General features: G+C 73.8%; 14 protein-coding genes. 5 read left to right on the forward strand and 9 right to left on the reverse strand.

Annotated features, from left to right (window positions below):
- Window positions 1-9: 9 nt before the first annotated feature.
- The gene (locus tag JQN83_RS12605; RefSeq protein WP_307799209.1) at window positions 10-2,571 is read right to left on the reverse strand and encodes a putative bifunctional diguanylate cyclase/phosphodiesterase; all 2,562 of its coding nucleotides are present in this window, start codon (window positions 2,569-2,571) and stop codon (window positions 10-12) included.
- A 177-nt stretch (window positions 2,572-2,748) separates the two neighbouring features.
- Between JQN83_RS12605 and JQN83_RS12610 the strand changes: the two genes are divergently transcribed.
- Complete coding sequence (locus tag JQN83_RS12610; RefSeq protein ID WP_208567297.1) at window positions 2,749-3,123, forward strand: PH domain-containing protein; 375 nt, start codon at window positions 2,749-2,751, stop codon at window positions 3,121-3,123.
- Window positions 3,124-3,219: 96 nt separating this feature from the next.
- Here JQN83_RS12610 and JQN83_RS12615 read toward each other — a convergent pair whose 3' ends face one another.
- Window positions 3,220-4,146, reverse strand: coding sequence for a 2-hydroxyacid dehydrogenase (locus JQN83_RS12615; protein WP_208567298.1), 927 nt, complete (start codon window positions 4,144-4,146; stop codon window positions 3,220-3,222).
- 165 nt (window positions 4,147-4,311) lie between these two features.
- On the opposite strand from JQN83_RS12615, the gene JQN83_RS12620 reads away from it, so the two are divergent.
- The 3 genes from JQN83_RS12620 to JQN83_RS12630 all read left to right on the forward strand — a co-directional run bounded on the left by JQN83_RS12620 (window position 4,312) and on the right by JQN83_RS12630 (window position 9,087).
- Window positions 4,312-6,117: a GAF domain-containing SpoIIE family protein phosphatase gene (locus JQN83_RS12620; RefSeq protein WP_208567299.1), complete on the forward strand. Its 1,806-nt coding sequence runs from the start codon at window positions 4,312-4,314 to the stop codon at window positions 6,115-6,117.
- Window positions 6,118-6,187: 70 nt separating this feature from the next.
- Window positions 6,188-7,351: a PQQ-dependent sugar dehydrogenase gene (locus JQN83_RS12625; protein WP_208567300.1), complete on the forward strand. Its 1,164-nt coding sequence runs from the start codon at window positions 6,188-6,190 to the stop codon at window positions 7,349-7,351.
- Window positions 7,352-7,452: 101 nt separating this feature from the next.
- Window positions 7,453-9,087, forward strand: a complete 1,635-nt coding sequence (locus JQN83_RS12630; RefSeq protein ID WP_208567301.1) for a metallophosphoesterase — start codon at window positions 7,453-7,455, stop codon at window positions 9,085-9,087.
- A gap of 794 nt (window positions 9,088-9,881) precedes the next feature.
- Here JQN83_RS12630 and JQN83_RS12635 read toward each other — a convergent pair.
- The 6 genes from JQN83_RS12635 to ligA all read right to left on the reverse strand — a co-directional run bounded on the left by JQN83_RS12635 (window position 9,882) and on the right by ligA (window position 20,674).
- Window positions 9,882-12,239, reverse strand: a complete 2,358-nt coding sequence (locus tag JQN83_RS12635) for a thiamine pyrophosphate-binding protein (RefSeq protein ID WP_208567302.1) — start codon at window positions 12,237-12,239, stop codon at window positions 9,882-9,884.
- Window positions 12,240-12,393: 154 nt separating this feature from the next.
- A complete protein-coding gene (gatB, locus tag JQN83_RS12640) occupies window positions 12,394-13,893 on the reverse strand; it encodes an Asp-tRNA(Asn)/Glu-tRNA(Gln) amidotransferase subunit GatB (RefSeq protein WP_208567303.1) in 1,500 nt (499 codons plus the stop codon).
- 13 nt (window positions 13,894-13,906) lie between these two features.
- The gene (gatA, locus tag JQN83_RS12645) at window positions 13,907-15,382 is read right to left on the reverse strand and encodes an Asp-tRNA(Asn)/Glu-tRNA(Gln) amidotransferase subunit GatA (RefSeq protein WP_208567304.1); all 1,476 of its coding nucleotides are present in this window, start codon (window positions 15,380-15,382) and stop codon (window positions 13,907-13,909) included.
- Window positions 15,383-15,476: 94 nt separating this feature from the next.
- Window positions 15,477-15,782 carry an Asp-tRNA(Asn)/Glu-tRNA(Gln) amidotransferase subunit GatC gene (gene gatC, locus JQN83_RS12650; protein WP_088641698.1) on the reverse strand — a complete coding sequence of 102 codons (306 nt, stop codon included), beginning with the start codon at window positions 15,780-15,782 and terminating at the stop codon, window positions 15,477-15,479.
- 189 nt (window positions 15,783-15,971) lie between these two features.
- Complete coding sequence (locus tag JQN83_RS12655) at window positions 15,972-18,344, reverse strand: putative bifunctional diguanylate cyclase/phosphodiesterase (RefSeq protein ID WP_208567305.1); 2,373 nt, start codon at window positions 18,342-18,344, stop codon at window positions 15,972-15,974.
- Between the two features lie 191 nt (window positions 18,345-18,535).
- Complete coding sequence (gene ligA / locus JQN83_RS12660) at window positions 18,536-20,674, reverse strand: NAD-dependent DNA ligase LigA (protein WP_208567306.1); 2,139 nt, start codon at window positions 20,672-20,674, stop codon at window positions 18,536-18,538.
- A 182-nt stretch (window positions 20,675-20,856) separates the two neighbouring features.
- Between ligA and JQN83_RS12665 the strand changes: the two genes are divergently transcribed.
- Window positions 20,857-21,369: a type II toxin-antitoxin system PemK/MazF family toxin gene (locus JQN83_RS12665; protein WP_208567307.1), complete on the forward strand. Its 513-nt coding sequence runs from the start codon at window positions 20,857-20,859 to the stop codon at window positions 21,367-21,369.
- A gap of 184 nt (window positions 21,370-21,553) precedes the next feature.
- On the opposite strand, the gene JQN83_RS12670 is transcribed toward JQN83_RS12665, so the two are convergent.
- Window positions 21,554-22,555, reverse strand: coding sequence for an ADP-ribosylglycohydrolase family protein (locus JQN83_RS12670; protein WP_208567308.1), 1,002 nt, complete (start codon window positions 22,553-22,555; stop codon window positions 21,554-21,556).
- Between the last annotated feature and the right edge of the window lie 149 nt (window positions 22,556-22,704).

The following is a 22,704-nucleotide window of genomic DNA, read 5'->3' on the forward strand; positions in this document are numbered from 1 at the left end:
CGGCGCAGGTCACCGGGAGGACGTGGGGAACTCCTCGAAGTACGCCTCGACCCGCTCGGCGGTGGCCGGACGGGCCAACGCGAAGCCCTGGCCGTACCGGCAGCCGGCCCGGGTCGCCCGGTCGACCTCCGGCTCCGACTCCAGGTCCGCCATCACCACGGTCACCCCCAACCGCTCCCCCAGGCCCACCACCACGTCGATCAGCGGACGGGTCTCCGCATCCGGCCCGGCCGGCCGGGGCTGCACCTTGAGCAGGTCGATCGGCAACCGACGCAACTGCGCCAGGGAGGCGTGCTCCGCCCGGAAACTGTCCAACGCGACACGCACCCCCATCGACCGGAGCCCGGCCAACCGGGCCACCACCGTCGGCAGGTCCGCGCCCAGCCTCGACTCGGCGATCTCCAGCACCAGCCGTTCCGCCGGCAAGCCGTGCCCGGCCAGGGCCGCCTCCACCCGGGGCACCAGATCCGGGGCCAACAGCTCGGCCAACGTCAGGTTGACCGCCAACCACAGCTCCCGCCCCCCGGTCGACCAGTCGGCGAGCTGCCGACAGGCCCGGTCCAGCACCCACCGCCCCAACTCACCGAGCAGACCCAGATCCTCGGCGACCGGCAGCAACTCGGCCGGCAGCACCGTGCCCAGCACCGGGCTGCGCCACCGCAGCAACGCCTCGATGCCGGCCGGCCGCCGATCGGCCAACGCCAGCACCGGCTGGTAGACCAGGTCCAGCTCACCCCGGGCCGCCGCACCGGGCAGTTCCCGTTCCAGGTCCAGCCGACGGACCAGCTGTTCCTCCAGGCAGGCGTCGTACCACTCGATCCGGTTGCGACCCAGCTGCACGGCCCGGCGACGGGCCAGGTCGGCCTGGCGCAGCACGTCCTGCGGTGCCGCCCCGGTCAGCTCGGTCAGGCCCACGCCGACCCGCAACCGGGCCATCCCGGTCGGTGCCAGGCACGGTTCGGTCAATGCGGCCAGCAGCCGTTCGCCCAACGCGTACGCCGGCACCGACCCGGCGTCGGTGACCACCGCGAACTCCTCCGCGGACAACCGGGCGACCAGGTCCCGGGGGCCGACCACGTCGCGCAGCCGGCGGGCGGTGGTGACCAGGAGGGCGTCGCTGCCCACCGGCGCCGGACCACCCTGCGTCGGGACGGGCACGTGCACGTCGACCAGCAGCAGGGCACCGGGTGGGCCACCCCGCGCGCCGAGCACGCGCAGCAGCTCCTGCCGGTCGGCCAACCCGGTGAGCGGGTCGGTGGCCGCGACCCGCCGCAGCTCCCGCTCCAGTCGGCGACGGTCCCCGACGTCGCGGACGTGCAGCACCACCGCGGCCACCTCCGGCACCGCACGCTGGTCGCTCACCGTCGACTCGATCTCCCGCCAGCCGCCGTCGCCGGTACGCATCCGGGCCACCAGCAGCGGCGGCGCACCGCCGTCGGACCGGGCGGCCAGTCGGGCCAGGACCCCCGGCGCGTCGTCGGGGTGCAGCAACCCGGCCAGCGGCAGCCCGCACACGTCGTCCTGGCGCAGCCCGAACCAGCGCTCACCGGCCGCCGAGAGCCACTGCACCCGCAGCCCGTCGTCGAGGACCACCACCAGGTCACGACCCCCGGAGACCAACGTCCGGAAGTACGCCTCCCGGGCGGCCAGCCGCCCGGCCCACCGGCGGTTGTCGGTCACGGAGATCAACTCCCGGGCCACCAGCGACGGGATCACCGCCAGCCCCAGCAGGACAGCGGTCGGGGTGAACCCGTCGGCGAACGCCAGATGCCCGCCCGCCGCCACGGTGGCCACCACCGCCGGTGCCGTCACCCGGGGCCAGGCCGGCGGCGGACCCGCCGGGTCGGCCGGGTCGCCCGCCGCGACCCGGGCCATCCCCGCCGCGGTCAGCAACGCCCCACCGACCAGCAACGGCACCGCCGTCAGCAGCGACACCTCCGACGCCCGGTAGGCGAACAGCCCCACCAGGACGGCCAGCCCGAGCAGGACGGCCGCCACCCCGACCCGGCAGCGGGCCGCCCCCGGGCGACGACGGCGGTCGGCCAGCGCGCTCACCAGCAGCCCGGCCAGTCCGACCGCGCCGACCACGGTGACCACCCGGACCACCGGTGGCACCGGGCCGGGCGGGACCAGCACCCAGCCGGCGAAGAGCAGGGCGGTGCCGGACCCGAGCACGTCCACCCCACGGCGCAGCCGGGCCCGGGAGCTCAACCGGACATGGCCGGGCAGCAGGAGCAGCCCGACCGCACCGGCCAGGGCGACCACGCCGAACCCGGTCGCCACGACCCCGGCCCGCCAGGACGTCGGCACCAGTGGCAACACCGCCACGGTCAGCCCGACCACCGTCACCGCGACGTTGAGCGGGGCGGCGGCCAGGCGGGACCGACGGGAGGTGGCGGCCGACCGGAACAGCCGGACGGTGGCCAGGGCACAACCGACCGCGCCGGCCATGGTGGTCGCCGCCAGTGGCCGGAGGAGACCGGCCAGGCTGGCACCGGCCAGCAGCGCGACCAGCACCGACAGCGTGGTCGGCGCGGACGGGAAGCGACGGAGGAGGTGAGCGACGGTCACGGCGGTCGCCTTCGTGAGGGGGAACACGGGGCGGTATGACGGGGGTTAGCGGTTCAACGATTCGCCACCACACGGGTTATGCCCGCCAACCGTGATCCGCGTCACCAGCCGCGGTCGTCCCCGGCTGGTCGACCGCCCGGCCGGAACCATCCCGGCCAGGGGTGGGATCATCGGGGGGTGAGTCGCGCCGACACCATCCGTTTCCGGCACAACCAGGCCATCCTGGTCGCGGCCGTCATCGCCACCATCGGCGCGCTGCCCCTGGCCGCCGCCCGGTGGTACCTGCTGCCGGTGCTGCTGGTCCCGTTGACCGTCGCGATCTGGGCCTGGCGTTCCGGCACCGACGCCGACCCGCGTGAGCTGCGCCTGCGGGCGCTGGCCGGGGGGCGACGCATCCCCTGGGAGCAGGTCGTCGAGCTGGCCGCCGACCCGCGCGGCCGGGCCGTCGTCCGGCTCGCCGACGGGCAGCACCTGCCCCTGCCGGCGGTCCGGGGCGTCGACCTGCCCCGCCTGATCTCGATCACCGGCCAGTCCCTGCCCGAGGCCCACTGACCCCGGGGCCCACGCCGGGCCGGCCGGCCCCCGCGACCACCACCGGTCCGCGACCACCGCCGGTCCACCGCGGCCGGCCCGCCGCGACCGACGGCGTCAGTAGCCGTCGACCACCGTGTTGACCAGCGGTTCCCCGGCGACGAACCGCCGCAACTGCTCCCCCACCAGCCGGTACGCCCGGGGCAGCAGCCCCCGTACCGAGCCGGCGACGTGCGGGGTGAGCAGCACGTTCGGCAACCCCCAGAGCGGATGGTCGGCGGGCAGCGGCTCCGGGTCGGTCACGTCCAACGCCGCCCGCAACCGGCCGGAGGTCAGCTCCGCGACCAGCGCCGACGTGTCCGCCACCGGGCCCCGGGCGGCGTTGACCAGCAGCGCCCCGTCCGGCATGGCGGCCAGGAAACCGGCGTCGACCAACCCCCGGGTGGCCTCGGTCAACGGCACCAGCAGCACCACCACGTCGGCCTCGGGCAGCAGCCGGGGCAGTTCGGTCACCGGGTGCACCCCCTCCGCCGGCCGTGCGGTCCGGGCGACCAGGGTGAAGGTGACGTCAAACGGGGCCAGCCGGGCCCGGACCGCCGCACCGATCGAACCGGCCCCCACGATCAGCACCCGCTTGCCGGTCAGCTCGTCGGTCGGCGCGACCCGGTCGTACGCCCACTCCCGCCGCGACTGGGCGCGGGCCAGCTCCGGGAAGCCCCGCAGCTGGGCGAGGATCGCCGTGACCACCCACTCGGCGGTACCGGCGTCGTGCACCCCCCGGGCGTCGCACAGGGTCACCCCGGGGGGCACCCGGCCGGCCCAGGCGTCCGCCCCGGCGGAGAGCAGCTGCACCACCGCCAGCTCCGGCAGCCGGCCCAGCATCGCCGTGGTGTCCACCCCGGCCAGGAACGGCGGCACCCAGAACCGGACTCCGGTCGGGTCGCCGGGCGGATTCTCCGGATCGGTCCACGGCTGTACGGTGACACCGGCCGGCACCGCCCCGAGCAGCTCGACACCGACAGGATGCGCAATCCATACCTTCACGCGTGCCGACGATAGCCCTCCGTCGGCAGGCTGTTCCGAGGGGCCGGCCCACCGACGCCACACCGGGCGATGTCGCCCACCTCCCCGGGCGCGCGACGGTCGGGGCGGGTATAACCGGGGGTCGGACGTCGATCGGCGTCCCCCGTCCAGGCAGACAGGTGGTCGATGACCGAGCGCAGCGAACGGCCGGCCGTCGGGATCGCCGCGCTGGCCGACCCGGCCCGACTGCGGTCGCTGACCGACACCGGGCTGGACGCCGCGCCCGACGAGGCGTTCGACCGGTTCGCCCGGCTGGTCAGCGACCTGCTCGACGTGCCGGTGGCGCTGGTCTCCCTGGTCACCGAGACCCGGCAGTTCTTTCCCGGCGCGGTCGGGCTGCCCGACCCGTGGGCCGCCCGCCGGCAGACCCCGTTGAGCCACTCGTTCTGCCAACACGTGATCGACACCGAGATCCCACTGGTGCTGCCGGACGCCCGGCTCTACCCCCGGGTCCGGGACAACCTGGCCGTGCCGGAACTGGGTGTCGTCGCGTACGCCGGGATGCCGTTGACCGACCTGGACGGCAGGGTGCTCGGCTCGCTGTGCGCGATCGACAGCAAACCCCGGGCGTGGACGAAGGCGCAGCTGCGGACGCTTGCCGACCTGGCGGCGGCCTGCTCCTCGGAGCTGCGGCTGCGGATCGCCCTGGACGCCGCCCAGCAGGCCCGCCGGCTGGTCGAACACGCGCACGACCGGCTCAACCTGCTCGCCTCGCTGAGCGAAACCCTGGCCGGCACGCTCGACGTCGAGACGGCCGTGGCGCGGCTGGCCGACGCGGTGGTGCCGCTGCTGGCCGACTGGGCCATGGTGACCCTGGTCGACCAGGCTGGCACCCCCCGGTGGGTGAACACCGTGCACCGCGATCCGGCCCGCGCCGCCGAGGCCGCCCGGTTCGGCGAGCTGGCGCTGCGCCGGCTCGGCCCGGCCTCGATCACCCGGACGGTGCTGCGGACCGGCCAGCCGGTGCTGCGCCACGTCGCCGACCTGGACGACGTCCGGCAGGCCAGCGACGAGCCGGAGCTGGTGACCCTCGCCGAGCGGCTGGGCTTCGCCTCACACCTGACCGTGCCGGTGCCGGCCCCCGGCCGGGGTACGGCGATGGGCGCGGTCACCCTGGTCGCCGGGCCCGACCGGCGGGCCTTCGACGACGACGACCTCGGCACCGCGCTGGAGATCGGCCGGCGTGCGGGGCAGGCGGTCGGCAACGGCTGGATCTACGGCGAGCAACGGCACGTCGCCGAGGTGCTGCAGCACAGCATGCTCCCGCAGTTGCCGCAGAGCCCGTGGGTCGAGCTGGTGGCCCGCTACCAGCCGGCCGCCGACCGGGTGGAGGTGGGCGGCGACTGGTACGACGCCTTCGTGCAGCCCGACGGCGATCTGGTCGCGGCGATCGGGGACGTCGCCGGCCACGACATCGAGGCCGCCGCGACCATGGGTCAGCTGCGCAACCTCGTCCGGGGCAACGCGTACGGGCGCACCGATCCGGTCGACGAGCTGATGCGGCGGTTGGACGCCACCATTTCCGGGCTGCGCATCCCGACCGCCGCCACGGCGGTGCTGGCCCGGCTGCGGCCGGTCCCCGACGGGGTGGCGGTCACCTGGTGCAACGCCGGCCATCCCGCCCCGCTGCTGGTCACCGCCGACGGCACGGTACGACTGCTCGACGGTCGGCGGGAACCGCTGCTGGGGTTGACCCGGCCGGTCCCCCGCACCGGGGCACGGGTGCTCCTCGCCCCCGGGGACACCCTGCTGCTCTACACCGACGGGCTGGTGGAGCGGCGGGACCAGCCGATCGACGAGGGCATGGCGCAGTTGTGCGAACGGGTCACCGCCGCCGGGGTCCGACCCGCCGCCGACCTGTGCGACCTGCTGCTCGGTTCGGAGGAGCGGCGTGAGGACGACGTGGCGTTGCTGGCCATCCGGGCCCGCTGAGGCGGTCGCCGACCGGTGGGCCGTTCCCGGTGGCCCGGCGGGCCCCGATTCGCGGGCTAGGCTGGGCCGGGTGAGCGCCCGTCTCCCGTACCCCCGCACCGCCCGGGTCCGCGCGGCCCTGGCGACGTCCGGTGTCGCGCTGCTGCTGAGCGGGTGCAGTCTCGGCCCGCCGGATCCCGATCCGGCCGGTGAACCACCCAACCTGCCGACCCCGTCGGCGTCGGCGAACACCCCCGAGCAGCAGGTGGTGGCCACGGTGCTGGCCAAAGGGTTGCGGGTGCCGTGGGGGATGGCGTTCCTGCCCGACGGGGCGGCGCTGGTCACCGAACGGGACAGCGGCCGGATCCTCAAGGTCGGGCCGGAGTCGGGGCCGCAGGGGTTGACCGTCACCCCGGCGCAGACCGTGCCGGGGGTGGCCGCGTCCGGCGAGGCGGGGCTGCTCGGCATCGCCGTCTCCCCGGCGTACGCGCAGGACCGGTCGGTGTTCGTCTACTACACCACCGAGCAGGACAACCGGGTGGCGCGGTTGACGCTGGGTGGCGCACCCACGCCGATCCTGACCGGCATCCCGAAAGCCGGCAACCACAACGGCGGTGGGCTCGCCTTCGGCCCGGACGGGCAGCTCTACGTCAGCACCGGCGACGCCGGTGACCGGGCCGCCGCGCAGGACCGGGCCACCCTGGCCGGCAAGATCCTGCGGATCACCCCGGACGGCAAGCCGGCCCCGGGCAACCCGTTCCCCGGCTCGCCGGTCTGGTCGCTGGGGCACCGCAACGTGCAGGGACTGGCCTGGGACGCGGGCAAGCGGATGTACGCCACCGAGTTCGGACAGAACACCTGGGACGAGATCAACCGGATCGACAAGGGCGCCAACTACGGCTGGCCGACGGTGGAGGGTCAGGCGGGTGACGGCAGGTTCGTCGACCCGATCGTGCAGTGGGGCACCGACGAGGCGTCCTGCTCGGGGCTGGCCGCGACGGGCCGGCTGTTGGCCGCCGCCTGCCTGCGCGGCGAGCGGCTCTGGCTGGTGGAGTTGACCGACACGGGCACCGTGCTGGGCGCACCCCGGGAACTGCTCACCGGGAAGTACGGGCGGCTGCGGGCGGTCGCCGCCGCCCCGGACGGTTCGCTCTGGGTCTCCACCTCCAACCACGACGGGCGGGGCCGGCCGGTGCCGGAGGACGACCGGCTGCTGCGGTTGGTCTTCGCCGACGGTGGTGCCGGCCGGAGCTGACGACACGCCGACGTTCGGACAGCAGGGCAGGTACCGGGCGGATCGGCCGCCCGTCCGCCAGGTTTGCCAAGATCTTTCAGTGGGCAGGTCAGAATCTCAGCATGGACGGTCAGGAGAACGAGCAGCGCGGGCCCGGGGACGACGACACCCCCGCCCGGCGTGAGCGGCGCTGGTCGCCCCGGTGGCCCACCGGCCGGTCAAGGGGGATGCGCCGGGCCGGCGTGGTGCTGGCGGTGCTGCTGGTCGCGCTGACCGGAACGGTCATCGGGGTGTTCGCCGGTGGTCGGGTCAGCACCGACATCGGCCCGTTCCGCGCCGACCTGACCCTCGCGCCGGCAGTGCGGGGCGGCACCACCGTCGACATCCCCCCGCTGGGTGCGCTCCAGCTCGACAGCCACCAGGGTCCGACCCACCTGACGGTGGGCCTGGGGGCGCTGGACCAGCGTAAGACCGAGGCGTTGATCGACGACCCGGCCAGCATCAGCCGGGCCAGCCAGTCGGCGGTGACGGACGTCCGTAACGGGGTGCTGCGGCTCGGTCTGCGTACCCTCGGCGCGGCGGTGCTGGTCACCCTGATCCTGGCGGCTCTGGTCTTCCGGGACGCCCGGCGGACCGCCTGGGCCGGTGGGGTGGCCCTGGTGGTCACCGTCGGCAGCCTCGGGCTCGCCGCGGGCACCCTGCGCCCGCAGGCCATCGAGGAGCCACGGTACGAGGGGCTGCTGGTCAACGCCCCGGCGATCGTCGGTGACGCCCGGCGGATCGCCAACGACTACAGCCGTTACGCCGAGCAGTTGCAACGGTTGGTCGGCAACGTCAGCCAGCTCTACACCACGGTCTCGGCCCTGCCCGTGTACGAGCCGGCGCCGGGCACCACCCGGGTGCTGCACGTCTCCGACATGCACCTCAACCCGACCGGCTGGCAGTTGATCCGCACCGTGGTCGAGCAGTTCGGCATAGACGTGGTGATCGACACCGGTGACCTGACCGACTGGGGCAGCGAACCCGAGGCGTCGTACGTCGGGTCGATCGGCCTGCTCAAGAAGCCGTACGTCTACATCCGGGGCAACCACGACTCACCCAGGACAGCCGCGGCGGTGGCCCGGCAGCCGAACGCGGTGGTGTTGAACAACTCGACCACCACGGTCGCCGGGCTGACCATCGCCGGCATCGGGGACCCCCGGTTCACCCCGGACAAGGAGACCTCGCCGGCCGGCAGCGGTCTCACCGCGCAGGTCGCCGACCAGGTCATCGGGGCCGGTGAGACCCTGGCCGCCACGATCCGCAGCTCACCGCGACCGGTGAACATCGCGCTGGTGCACGACCCGGCGTCGGCCGGGCCGCTCTCCGGCACCTGCCCACTGGTGCTGGCCGGGCACACCCACGCCCGCCAGATGTCGAAGTTGCCGCAGGCGGACGGCCAGCAGCCGACCCAGCTGATGGTGGAGGGCTCCACCGGCGGTGCCGGCCTACGCGGGCTGGAAGGCGAGAAGCCAACCCCGCTGTCGATGTCGGTGCTCTACTTCGACCAGGAGAAGCTGCTCCAGGCGTACGACGACATCACGGTCGGCGGCACCGGGCAGGCCCAGGTGAACCTGGAACGTCACGTGATCCGCGACCCGGCGAAGGGCGCCGACGTCCCGGTCACCCCGACCCCGACCCGGGGCGCATCGGAGTCGGCGTCCCCCTCCGGGAGCGCCCCGACCCCCACCTCGCCGGCCCCCACCCCGACCAGCTGACCCCCGACAGGCGGACCGCCGACACACCGTGGTCAGGCAGGCGGCTGGGACAGGCGGCCGGGGCAGGAGCCGGCAGCCCGGCACGGACCGGCAGCCCGGGCACGGACCGGCAGCCGGAGCAGGCAGCCGGGGCACGGATTGGTGGCCGGGGCAGGCGGCGGCGCACAGCCGACGTCCGCCAGGCGACCGGCGCACAGCCGACGTCAGCGGGTGGGCCGCCGCCACACCACCGCCGCTGCCGGCGCATGGCCGATGGCGATGGCTACACGCCGACCGCCAGGGCCTCTGATGCGCGAACACCCCGCTCACCCAACCTCCACCAATGTCACCGAGGGATACCTTCAAGCCGCACGCACCTATGCACACCCGCATCCTTTGCTCTGCTGCCCTCACCGCGACAGCTACCTTCCGTAACGGAGCTGCCAACAACCCCCAGTCGCGGCGTTCCGCATTATCCCTGCTCAGCACCGTGTCGCCTCTATGGCAGCAGAGCAAAGGATGCAGACCCACATCACGAGGACCGCCAGAAAGAACACTCAGAGTGACCTGGAGCGGCGCCGGCCATAACGATGACAGAGGGTAATCAGATAGGTGGTCTGCCCCGCTGAGGGGCGGGTTTCCGTCCCCGCCAGCACCGAACAGGTCCGCTGTCGCCGCCGGGTCCGCGCATGGGCCCGGCGGCGAGGGCGATGGCCGGCGCTCCAGGTCTTCCACCAGACCGAACCGTCTTCCACCAGACCGAACCGGAGATGGCCCGGGCCACGCGCGGCACCGTCGCGGCACCCGCTGACCCGTCAGCGTAGGGACAGGGCGGCCAGGGCGGCGTTGACGATGCTGCCGGGGAGCAGGTCGTGCAGCTCGTACAGCTCGCGGACGCTGCCGGACTGGCCGAACTCGTCCACCCCGAGCGGCACCGCCGGCACACCCAGCGCCGAGCCGAGCCAGGCCATCGCGTGCGAGGCGGCGTCGTGCACGGTCACCAGGGGGGTACGGTCCCCGAAGGCGGCCCGCAACGCGCCCGGCACGCTCGGCACGGTCGCCGTACGCACGCCCTGGCGCAGGGTGCGCTGCCACGCCCGGTAGAGGCGGTCCAGGCTCGTCACGTCGACCACGTGCGCGGCGATGCCCTCGTCGGCCAGTTCGGCGGCGGCGGCCAGCACCTCCGGCAGCACCGCCCCCGAGGCGGCCAGGGTCACCACCGGCGCGTCGGCCAGCTGCGGGTACGCCTGGTGCGCGTCCACCAGCCGGTACGCCCCGGCGACCACCTGCCGGCGCAGCACCGCGTCGCCGAGGCGGACCCGGGCCGCCTCGAACGGTGCCTGGTCCAGCGGGCGGGTGCTCAACCGGAAGTAGTACGCCCCGTCCTCGGCCGGCGCGGCGGTGGCGGCCGGCGCAGCGCCCTGCGCGATCTGCCCGAACGCGTCACAGAGCAACCAGTCGAGGCTGGTCGCGTACGCCGGTTCGCAGAAGGTGACGCCGGGCAGTTCCAGGCCGACGGAGGGGGTGATGGTCGACTGGTGGGCACCACCCTCCGGGGCCAGCGTGACGCCCGACGGGGTGCCGGCCACCACGAACCGGGAACCCGAGTAGGTGCCGTAGAGGAACGCGTCCAGCCCGCGCAGCACGAACGGGTCGTAGACGGTGCCGACCGACAGCAGCGGCTGCCCGGACAGGTCCCAGGACAGGCCGAGCTGACCCAGCAGCAGGAACAGGTTCATCTCGGAGATGCCCAGTTCGATGTGTTGCCCGGCGGGGCTCTCCGTCCAGCGCAGCATCCGGTCCTGCGACCAGGACCGCCGCTCGGTCGGGGCGAACACCCCGGTCCGGTTGATGAACCCGGCCAGGTTGGTGGAGGTCGCCACGTCCGGCGCGGTGGTGACCAGGTAGGGCGCGACCTGCGGGTCCCGGGCCAGCTCCACCAGCACCCGCCCGAACGCCTCCTGGGTGGAGATGGGCTTCTGCGTGCGTACCCCGGTGGACTCCGGGACGGTGACCCCCAGCGACCGGTGCCGGGGCGCGCGGGCCAGCGCCTCACGGCGCGCGCCGGCCCGGATGCCGGCCGGGCCCGCCGGGTCGAGCCGGTCCCACTCGGTCGCGGTGGTCAGGCCGTGCGCCGCCCGCAACGCGTCGACCTGCCCGGTGGACAGCAACGCCGAATGGTTGCGCGGATTGCCGGCGAGCGGCAACCCCCACCCCTTGACGGTGTACGCGAAGACGACGCTGGGCCGGTCGGTGACCGCGTCACACTGGGCGTACGCGTCGAGCATCGCCGCCAGGTCGTGCCCGCCCAGGTCGGTGACGAGCGGGGCCAACTCCTCGTCGGTCAGATCGGCGATGAACCCGGCGATGCCGTCGGGCGCCCCGTCCAGGAACTGCTGCCGCAGCGCCGGCCCGGCCAACCCGAACAGCGACTGGTACTGCTCGTTGGGCATCCGGTCGATCCAGTCGCGCAACGCCGCCCCACCCGGCCGGGCGTACGCCTGCGCCAGCCGGCGGCCGTACTTGACCTCGACGACGTGCCAACCGGCGGCCTCGAACTGCCCCCGCCACTGGTCGATCCGGATGCCGGGCACCACCCGGTCCAGCGACTGCCGGTTGAAGTCGACAAGCCACATCACGTTACCCAGGCCGGTGGTGGCCGGGTCGGCGACCGCCTCCCAGATGTTCCCCTCGTCCAGCTCTGCGTCGCCGATCAACGCGACGAACCGGGAGTGCGGGCGGGCCCCGAAGTGGGCGTCGACGTAGCGGCGGGTCACCGCGGCGAACAGCGGGGCCGCCGCGCCCAACCCGACCGAGCCGGTGGAGAAGTCCACCTCGTCCGGGTCCTTCGTCCGCGACGGGTACGACTGCAACCCGCCCCGCGCCCGCAACCGCGTCAGGTACGACCGGTCCAGGTTGCCGAGCAGGTATTGAATCGCGTGGAACACCGGGGAGGCGTGCGGTTTGACCGCCACCCGGTCCTCGGCGTCCAGGTGGGCGAACCACAGCGCGGTCATCGCGGTGACCAGGGAGGCGCTCGACGCCTGGTGCCCACCGACCTTCACCCCGTCGCCGGTGTCCCGGTCGTGGTTGGCCGCGTCCACGATCCGGGTGGCGAGCCACAGCACCCGCCGCTGGATCTCGTCGAGGACGTCGAGGTCGTGCTCGTTCACGGCAACTCCATCCGGGCGTCGCCGTTGACGCCCTCGGTGGGGGGTCGCGCGGGTCGCGCGCGTACCCCGGGGGAAGGGGTGAGGGCCACCGTCGGGTCACGACGGCGGCCCTCGCCGGTCGCGGGCGGGAAGCCTCGGCTCCGGCCCGCTCGGGTCAGCCCTGGACGCCGAGGCGCTCCAGGATCAGGTCACGGAGGGTCTTGGCGTCGGCCTGGCCACGGGTGGCCTTCATCACCGCGCCGACCAGCGCACCGGCAGCGGCGACCTTGCCGCTACGGATCTTGTCGGCGATGGCCGGGTTGGCGGCGATCGCCTCGTCCACGGCGGCGGTGAGCGCGCCGGTGTCGGAGACCACCTCCAGGCCCCGGTTGGTCATGATCTCGGTGGGCGAACCCTCGCCGTCGACCACGCCCTCCAGCACCGTCCGGGCCAGCTTGTCGTTGAGCTTGCCCGCGTCGATGAGGCCCTGGAGCTCGGCGACCTGCGCCGGGGTGGCCCCGATGTCGGCCAGCTCCACACCGGTCTCGTTGGCCCGGCGGGACAGCTCACCCAGCCACCACTTGCGGGCCGCCGCCGGGGTGGTGCCGGCCGCCACGGTCGCCTCGATCAGCTCGACCGCACCGGCGTTGAGCACCGACTGCATGTCGAGGTCGGACAGGCCCCACTGCTCCTGGAGCCGGCGACGGTGCAGCCGGGGCAGCTCCGGCAGGGCCGCCTTCAGCTCGGCCACCCAGGCGGTGTCCGGGGCGAGCGGCACCAGATCCGGCTCCGGGAAGTAGCGGTAGTCGGTAGCGGTCTCCTTGGACCGGCCCGGCGTGGTGTCCCCGGTGTCCTCGTGGAAGTGCCGGGTCTCCTGGGTGATCCGGCCGCCCGCGTCCAGCACCGACGCCTGCCGCAGGATCTCCGAGCGGACCGCCCGCTCCACCGACCGCAACGAGTTGACGTTCTTGGTCTCGGTGCGGGTGCCCCACTCCTCGCCCGGCAGGTTGAGGGAGGTGTTGACGTCGCAGCGCAGCGAACCCTCCTCCATCCGCACGTCGGAGACCCCCAGCGAACGCAGCACGTCGCGCAGCTCCGTCACGTACGCCTTGGCGACCTCGGGGGCGAGCGCACCGGTGCCGGGAACCGGCTTGGTGACGATCTCCACCAGCGGGATGCCGGCCCGGTTGTAGTCGACGAGCGACTCGGTCGCCCCGTGGATGCGGCCGGTGGCCCCACCGACGTGCAGCGTCTTGCCGGTGTCCTCCTCCAGGTGCACCCGCTCGATGCCGATCCGCACCAGCTCGCCGTTCACCTCGACGTCCAGGTAGCCGTCGGAGCACAGCGGCTCGTCGTACTGGCTGATCTGGAAGTCCTTCGGCATGTCCGGGTAGAAGTAGTTCTTCCGGGCGAACCGGCACCACTGCGCGATGGAGCAGTTCAGCGCCAGCCCGATCCGGATGGTCGCCTCGATCGCCGCCTTGTTGGCCACCGGCAACGAACCGGGCAGGCCCAGGCACACCGGGCAGACCCGGGTGTTGGGCTCCCCACCGAAGTCGGTCGGGCAACCGCAGAACATCTTGGTGTTCGTGCCCAGCTCGACGTGGGTCTCCAGGCCGATCACCGGCTCGTAACGCGCAACGACCTCGTCGTACGCGGGCAGTGTCGTCGTCATCTGAACTCCAGCCTCACAGTGCCGGTGGGGTGAACGTGCCGACCACGGACTCCAACGCGGCGGCGACCCGGTACATCCGGTCGTCGGCCATCGTCGGGGCCATCACCTGCAGACCGACGGGCAGCCCCTCGGACAGGCCGCACGGCACCGAGATGCCCGGCCCGCCGTACAGGTTCGTCGGGATGGTGAACAGGTCCGCCAGGTACATCTGGTACGGGTCGGCGGTGCGCGCCCCGATCGGGAACGCCACGAACGGCGTGGTGGGCGAGATCAGCGCGTCGACCTGCTCGAACGCCGTGGTGAAGTCGCGGGTGATCAGGGTACGGACCTTCTGCGCCTGCCCGTAGTAGGCGTCGTAGTAGCCCGACGACAGCGCGTACGTGCCGACCATGATCCGCCGCTTGACCTCGGCACCGAACCCGGCCTCCCGGGTCAGCGACATGACCTCCTCCAGCGACCGGTTGCCGTCGTCGCCGACCCGCAGCCCGAACCGGACCCCGTCGAACCGGGCCAGGTTGGAGGAGCATTCGCTCGGCGCGATCAGGTAGTACGCCGGCAGCGCGTACCGGAAGTGCGGGCAGGACACCTCGACGATCTCGGCGCCCAGCTTGGCCAGGGTGTCCACCGACTCGCGGAACGCGGCCATCACACCCGGCTCCGCGCCCTCACCGGTGAACTCCCTGACGATGCCGAGCTTCACCCCGGTCAGGTCGCCCGTCGCACCGAGCTTCGCGGCGGCGACCACGTCCGGCACCGGCTGCGGGATGGAGGTGGAGTCGCGCGGGTCGTGCCCGCCGATGACCTGGTGCAGCAGCGCCGCGTCGAGCACCGTACGGGCGCACGGGCCGGGGGTGTCCAGCGAGGAGGAGAACGCGACGAGGCCGTACCGGGAGGTGCCGCCGTAGGTGGGCTTCGCGCCGACGGTCCCGGTCACCGCGCCGGGCTGGCGGATCGAGCCACCCGTGTCGGAGCCGATGGCCAACGGGGCCTCGTACGCGGCCAGCGCGGCGGCGCTGCCCCCGCCGGAGCCGCCCGGAATCCGGTCGGTGTCCCACGGGTTGTGGGTCGGGCCGTACGCCGAGTATTCGGTGGAGGAGCCCATCGCGAACTCGTCCATGTTGGTCTTGCCGAGCATCACCGTGCCGGCCGCCTGTAGCCGCTGCACGATCGTCGCGTCGTACGGCGGACGCCAGCCTTCGAGGATCTTCGAACCGACGGTGGTCGGCACGCCCTTCGTGGTGAGCACGTCCTTCACCGCCACCGGCACCCCGGCCAGCGGTCCGAGCTGCTCACCGGCGGCCCGCCGCTCGTCGACCGCGCGGGCGGCGGCCAGCGCCCCCTCGGTGTCGACGTGCAGGAACGCGTGCACCCGGTCGTCGACGGCGGCGATCCGGTCCAGGTGGGCCCGGGTCACCTCGACCGCAGAGGTCTCCCCCGAGGCCACCAGCCCGGCCAGGTCGGTCGCGGTCATTCTGGTCAGGTCGGTCATGCCGTCGCCTCGCTCCGCTCACCGGTGCCCCGGGCAGCCGGCGCACTGGGCTCGATGGTTCGCCTGTCATGCCCGGTGTCAACTACACATCCGCTCACGACGCCACGTCCTCGTCCAGGATGCGCGGGACGCGGAACCGCTGCTCGGCGACGTCGGGGGCACCCGACAGCGCCTCCTGCGGGGTCAACCCGGGCACCACCACGTCGTCGCGGAGCACGTTGGTCAGCGGCACCGAGTGGGAGGTCGGCGGGATGTCCGCCGCCGTGACCTCACCGACCTGCGCGACCGACTGGAGGATCACGTCCAGTTGGCCGGCGAAGGTGTCCAGCTCCTCCTCGGTGACGGCGAGCCGCGACAGTCGCGCGAGGTGCGCGACCTCCTCGCGGGAGATGGCGGCCATCGGTGCCCCCTTCGTGGCTGTGCTGCTGCGTCTCGGTGTGCCGGCCGCGCCGTCGACGGGATGACGCGCGGTGACCGGAGCGAGTCTATTGTCCTGCGCTCACCCCGACACCTCCGACTCCCCCTGCGTCCGGGCCGCCGGCCGGTCCGGGGGCCGCCCGCCCACCCCCTGTGGATGTGCCGGCGACCGTCAGCGGGCGTGCCGGCGGGGGATCTCGGCGTCCGGGCTGGGGACGGGGCTCAGCGGCCGGTAACGGGCCAGCCAGGCGGTCAACTCGTCGGCGGGCATCGGGCGGGCGTAGAACCAGCCCTGCGCGGCGTCGCAACCGGCCGCGTGCAGCAGCCGCCAGGTCCGTTCGTCCTCCACCCCCTCGGCGACCACCCGCAGGCCGAGCGCGCCGGCCAGCTCGATCGTCGACTTGACGATCGCGGCGTCGTCGGCGTCCTCGGCCATCCCCAGCACGAACGACCGGTCCACCTTCACCTCGGACAGCGGCAGCCGGCGCAGGTGCTGCAACGACGAGTAGCCGGTGCCGAAGTCGTCCAGCGAGATGGCCACCCCCAGCTGGTGCAGCCGGGTGATGGTGGCCAGCACCCGTCGGGGGTCGGCCATCAGCGCCCCCTCGGTGATCTCCAGTTGCAGCCGTTCCGGGCTCACCCCGGCACCGGCGAGCCGGTCGGCGATCCGGTCGACGATCTCCCCGGTGTGCAGGTCCCGGACGCTGACGTTGAGCGCCGCCCGCAGGGTGATCCCAGCCGCCGACCACGTCGCGAGCTGCGCCACCACGTCGTCGATCACCCGGTAGGTGAGCAGGCGCATCACGGCGCTCTGCTCGGCGACCCGGATCAGCTCCTCCGGGTCGACCATCCCCCGGCGCGGGTGCCGCCAACGCAGCAACGCCTCCACCCCGACCACCTCGCCGGTGGCGATGGCGACCTGCGGTTGGTAGTACATGGTGATCTCGCCGACCTCCGCCGGGCCGGCCGGGGGCGCGACGTCCTGCGCCGCCGGGGTCGGCACGGCCGGCCGGTGCTCCGGGACCCCACCGTGACGGCGGACCGGGTCGGCACCGGTGAGGATCCGGTTCAGCAACTCGTCGGGGTGCACCGGTGTGGGCCGCTGCCGTCGGCGCGGCAGCCACCACCGGCCCGGTTCGCCGACGCGGGGGGCCGGGCCGCCGGCGGGTCCGTCGACGGGGGCCAGCCGGGACGGCAGTGTCGCGCCGTCACCGCCGCGCACGGCCCGCCCGCCCGCCGGCCCCGCCTCCAGTACGCGCCGCAGGTCGGCCAGGAGCGCCAACCGCTCGGCGGAGTTGTGGTCGGACTCGGCCGCGTACACGGCGACGGTGTCGTTGCGGTGCTTCGCGTCGTACATGGCGACGTCGGCGTGGCGCATCAGGGTGGCGTAGTCCTCGCCGTGGTCGGGGAAGAGCGCGATGCCGATCGAACCGCCGACGTCCAGTGGCAGCCCGTCCAGCGACACCGGTTCGGCCAGCGCGGCGACCACCCGGTCCGCCAACTCCCGGGCCTCGGCCACCCCGTCGAGCCCACCGGCCACGATCGCGAACTCGTCCCCGCCCAGCCGGGCCAGCAGGTCGCGCTCCCCGATCACCTCGGCGAGCCGGGCACCCACCTCGACCAGCAGCCGGTCACCGACCGCGTGGCCGAGCGCGTCGTTGACGTTCTTGAACCGGTCCAGGTCGATGAGCAGGAGCGCCACCTGTGCGCCGCGGTCCCCCCGGGCGACCCGCTCGGCGTGCCGGTGCACCTGCTCGGCCACCTCGGCGAGCAGCGCCTTGCGGTTGGGCAGGCCGGTGAGCGGGTCGAGGGCGGCGAGCTGGACCTGTTCGTCGGAGAGGTGCGCCATCCGGTAGACCGCGAACAGGGGCACCAGCACCAGCGGGATCAGCGCGGCGTTGGCCCGCGCCGCGGTCACCAGGACCGGGGCGAGCAGCAGCAGCGAACCGGTGGAGAGCAGTTCGAAGGGCAGCCCCTGCCGGGCGGCCGGCCACCACCGGCCACCGAAGCGCAGCCGCAACGCGGTGCTGACCAGCCCGTAGTTGACGACGAACCAGGTGACGGTCGCGCCCCCGGCGGTGAGGACGTCGGTCCAGCCCACCCGGTCGTCGTCGAACAGCCCGCCCGGTCCGAGCCGGAGCACCAGGTGGGCGGCGGTGAGCGCACAGGCGTACTGGGCGGCGTTGAAGGTGGTCCGCCAGGGGGCGTGGCCCAGCCGTACGCCGGAGACGGCGACCGCGACGGCCTGCACCAGCACCGCCGGCCCGAGCCCCCAGCCGAGCAGGATGGCGAAGGTGAAACAGGTGGACGGGAAGACCGCTGAGGTCTGCCGGCGTCCCGAGGGGATGAAGGGTCGGGCGTCGCAGCCGACCGCGAGCACCGCCATCGTCCAGAACGCCACCGGGAGCTGGTCCAGCCGGCCGACGAGGTCGATCAACGGCCCGACGCAGGCCAGCACGGCCAGGCCGATCACCCCGACGACGAGGCCCAGGAACGGCCCCTCCCGCCCGCCCGGGAACGAGTTGCGGGGGTCGGCGGTCTCCATCGCACCTCCCGGGCACGCCCCATCAGGGTGTACGCCGGTCGCACACCTGCCACCATGAAACGCCCTGGGTGCCGGTGGACCCGTACGACAGCCACGAATCGGTCGTAGTCGTGACTAAGTTGGTATACGACCCCAAGATTCACCTATGGGCGGAGCAGGACGGGCGGACGGTCAGGTCAGCGGCCGGACGCTCAGCTCTCCTCGACCCGGGCCACCTCGCGGGCCGCCTCCGGGCCGGCGTCGAGCAGCACCCGGAAGCCGTCCTCGTCGAGCACCGGCACCTTCAACCCGGCCGCCTTGTCGGCCTTGGACCCGGGGTTGTCGCCGACCACCACGAAGCCGGTCTTCTTGGAGACCGAACCGGTGACCTTGCCACCCCGGCTCTGGATCGCCTCGGCCGCCTGGTCCCGGCTGAACCCGGCGAGCGTGCCGGTCACCACCACGGTGATCCCCTCCAGCGGGCGCGGCCCCTCGTCGACCGCCTCCTCGGCCATCCGGACCCCGGCCTCGGCCCACTTGCGGACCACGTCGCGGTGCCAGTCGACGGCGAACCACTCCTTGATGCTGGCGGCGATGGTCGGACCGACCCCGTCGACCGAGGACAGTTCCTCCTCGGCAGCCGCCTCGATCGCCGTCACCGAACGGAAGTGCCGGGCCAGGGCCTGCGCGGCGGTGGGCCCGACGTGCCGGATGGAGAGCGCCACCAGCACCCGCCACAGGTCGCGTTCCCGGGCCACGGCGAGGTTGTCGAGCAGCTTGGTCGCGTTGGTGCCGAGGCTGCCGTCCTTGTTGACGAAGAACGGCGAGCGGGCGAGCTGCGCGGCGTCGAGGGCGAACAGGTCACCCTCGTCGCCGATGATCTCGGCGTCGAGCAGCGCGGCGGCGCCCTTGTAGCCGAGCACCTCGATGTCGAAGCCACCCCGCCCGGCGAGGTGGAAGACCCGTTCCCGCAGCTGCGCCGGGCAGCTGCGGGTGTTGGGGCAGCGGATGTCGACGTCGCTCTCCTTGGCCGGGGCGAGCGGCGTGTCACAGGACGGGCAGTGGGTGGGCATGACGAACGGGCGGGCGTCGGCGGGTCGCAGCTCGATGACCGGGCCGAGCACCTCGGGGATCACGTCGCCGGCCTTGCGCAGCACCACCGTGTCGCCGATCAGCACCCCCTTGCGTTCGACCTCGCGGGCGTTGTGCAGGGTGGCCTGGGCGACCGTCGAACCGGCCACGTGCACCGGCTCCAGCACCGCGTACGGGGTGATCCTGCCCGTCCGCCCGACGCCCACCTCGATGTCGAGCAGCGTGGTGTTGACCTCCTCCGGCGGATACTTGAAGGCGATCGCCCACCGGGGCGCCCGGCTGGTCGAGCCGAGCCGCCCCTGGATGGGCACCGGGTCGACCTTGACGACCACCCCGTCGATCTCGTGCTCGACGTCGTGCCGGTGCTCGGCGTAGTGGGCGATGTATTCCGTCACGCCGGCCAGGTCGGGCACCACCCGCCAGCGGTCGCTGGTCGGCAGCCCCCACGCCTTCAGCGCCGCGTACGACTCGGACTGGGTGGCCGGCCGGAAGCCGGTGCGGGCGCCGGTGCCGTGCACCACCAGCCGCAGCGGCCGGGACGCGGTGATCCGGGGATCCTTCTGGCGCAGGCTGCCGGCGGCGGCGTTGCGCGGGTTGGCGAACGGCGCCTTGCCCTGCTCGACCAGGCTGGCGTTGAGGTCGGCGAACCCGGCGACCGGGAAGTAGATCTCGCCCCGCACCTCCAGCAGCTCCGGCACGTCGGGGAACTCGTCGGACGGGGTGAGCCGGGCCGGCACGCTGCGGATGCTGCGCACGTTGGCGGTGACGTCCTCACCGGTGCGCCCGTCGCCCCGGGTGGCGGCGCGGACCAGCCGACCCTTCTCGTAGGTCAGGTTGATGGCCAGGCCGTCGACCTTCAGCTCGCACAGGTAGGGCACCGGGCCACCGGCGTCCCGCTCGACCCGCTCGGCCCAGGCGGCCAGCTCCTCGTCGGCGAAGGCGTTGTCCAGCGAGAGCATCCGCTCGGCGTGGGTGACCGGGGTGAAATCGGTGGAGAAGGTGCCGCCGACCCGCTGTGTCGGCGAGTCGGGGGTACGCAGTGCCGGGTACTCCGCCTCCAACGCCTCCAGCTCGCGCAACTGCCTGTCGAACTCGGCGTCGGTGATGGTCGGCGCATCGAGGACGTAGTAGCGGTACTGGTGTTCGGTCAGCTCCTGACCCAACGTGGCGTGCCGCTCCCGGGCCTCGGGGGTGGGCTCACCGCCGGCCGCCGCCTCCTGGGCCGCGCTGACCTGCTGGGGAATCTCTTCTTCCGACACCCTGTCGCCTCCGGACACCGTGCGAACCTCCCCCGTGATCACGCTACTGGAGCACGGTAACCGGCCGGTGGGACATTCCCCCTGCCTGCCCCACCCCGCCCGACGGGCGACCGGCCCCGGGGCGTGCGACGATCGCCGCACGTCGGCGGCGCGGTGGCCGCCCGGAGGAAGGCGGGGTACCGATGCCGGAGTGGTTGCTGTGGGGGCTGCTGATCGTCCTGGCGGTCGCCGCCGGCTGGGCCTGGAACGAGTGGCGACGCCGGGGCGGACGACCGTCGAGCGGCGACGGGCGCACCCGACCGGAGCGGGGCACCCCGCCCCGGGACCGGGCCCGACCGACCGCGCCACCGCGTCCCCGCACCCCCACCGGCACGCCCCGCCCGGGTGACATCTGGTGGGCGGACGTGCCGTTCCACGACGGCACCGGCTCGAAGGTACGCCCCTGCCTGGTGGTAAGCGCCGACGACCGGGGTATCGAGGTCCTCAAGATCACCAGCCAGGACAAGAGCGACCGGGACGACCACGTGTCGATCCCGACCCGGGACTGGGACCCGGACGCCGAACACGACAGCTGGCTGGATCTGGCCGAGCCGCTGCGTATCCCCGCCGACGCCTTCTCCCGCCGGGCCGGTAGCTGCGACCCGGCCCTGTGGCGGCGGGTGAAGCGACTGCACGGGCGACGCAGCCCGGCCTGAGCACCGCACACCCCCGGTGCTCCCGTCGTGGTGGCCGACACCGCGGCGGCGCGGCATCCGGGCTGCCGGTCGGTCGGGCATCCGGCCGGGTGGCATCCGGCCCGGCGGTCGGCCGGGCGGTCCGGCGGTCGGGCATCCGGCCCGGCGGGCGGTCGGGCGGGCGGCATCCGGCCGGGCGGGCGGGTCAGTCCCAGGTCGCGCCGAGGGTGGCGAGCTGGTCGGCGTACTCGATGCGGGTGGACCAGGCGGGCGGCCAGCCGGACAGCCCGTGGGCCGCGCCGAGGAACGCGCCGGCCAACGCGGCGATCGAATCCGAGTCACCCGCGGTGGTCGCGCCCCGGCCGAGCGCGGCCACCGGGTCGTCGGGGTGCCACCGGACGCAGAGCAGCGCGGTGGTGAGCGCCTCCTCGGCGATCCAGCCCTCACCCGTGTACCGGCACGGGTCTCCCCCGTCGTCCGGTCGGCGCAGCGCGGCGTCGAGCCGCTCCAGCGCCGACCGGCACTCGTCCCAGCCGGTGGCGATGAACTCCGTCGGGGAGTCCGCCCCGCACCGCCGCCACAGGTCACCCAACCAGTCGTCACGGTAGGTGTGACGCTGGTCGCGGGCCCGGTCGGTCAGCAGGCCGGGCAGCTCCGTCAGCGCCGCGCCGTCGCGCAGCACCCGCACCGCGTACGCGGTCAGCTCACTGGCGGCCAGGCCGGTGGGGTGGCCGTGGGTGAGGCCGGCCTGGAGCTGGGACAGCCCGGCGAGGGTGTCCAGGTCGACGTCGAGCAGGCCGACCGGGGTGACCCGCATGTTCGCGCCGCACCCCTTGGAGTCGACCACCGTCGCCTGCTGCCAGGGCAACCCCCGACCCAGCTCGCCGCAGGCCCGCAGGCAGGTCATCCCCGGTGCCCGGTTGTTCTCCGGGCTGGCGGCCCAGTCCAGGAAACGCCGACGCAGCAACGGTTCGACCGCCTCCGGGGTGTACCCGGGTGCGTCGTGCAGGGCCCACGCCACCGCGAGCGCCATCTGGGTGTCGTCGGTGACCAGCACCGGATCGCCGACCAGTTCCCGTGGCCCCGCCAGGCCGTACCGGCGGTGGATCTCGGGCACGGACAGGAACTCGGTCGGCTTGCCGAGCGCATCGCCGTAGGCGAGCCCGAACAGCGAACCGGAGGCACGACGGAGCGAGGAGTCGATCACGACCCGATCATGCCCCGCCCAGGCCACCCCGGCACCCCGGACACCGCCGGCCGGGCAGCGCCACGGCGGCACCCGCCGCCGCCCGTCCGCCACCTGATCGGTCGAGGACGGGCCGGTAGACGGCAGCACCGTCCGGCGAAGGCCCGGCC

The sequence above is a fragment of the Micromonospora antibiotica genome (assembly GCF_017599305.1).
GTDB lineage: Bacteria > Actinomycetota > Actinomycetes > Mycobacteriales > Micromonosporaceae > Micromonospora > Micromonospora antibiotica.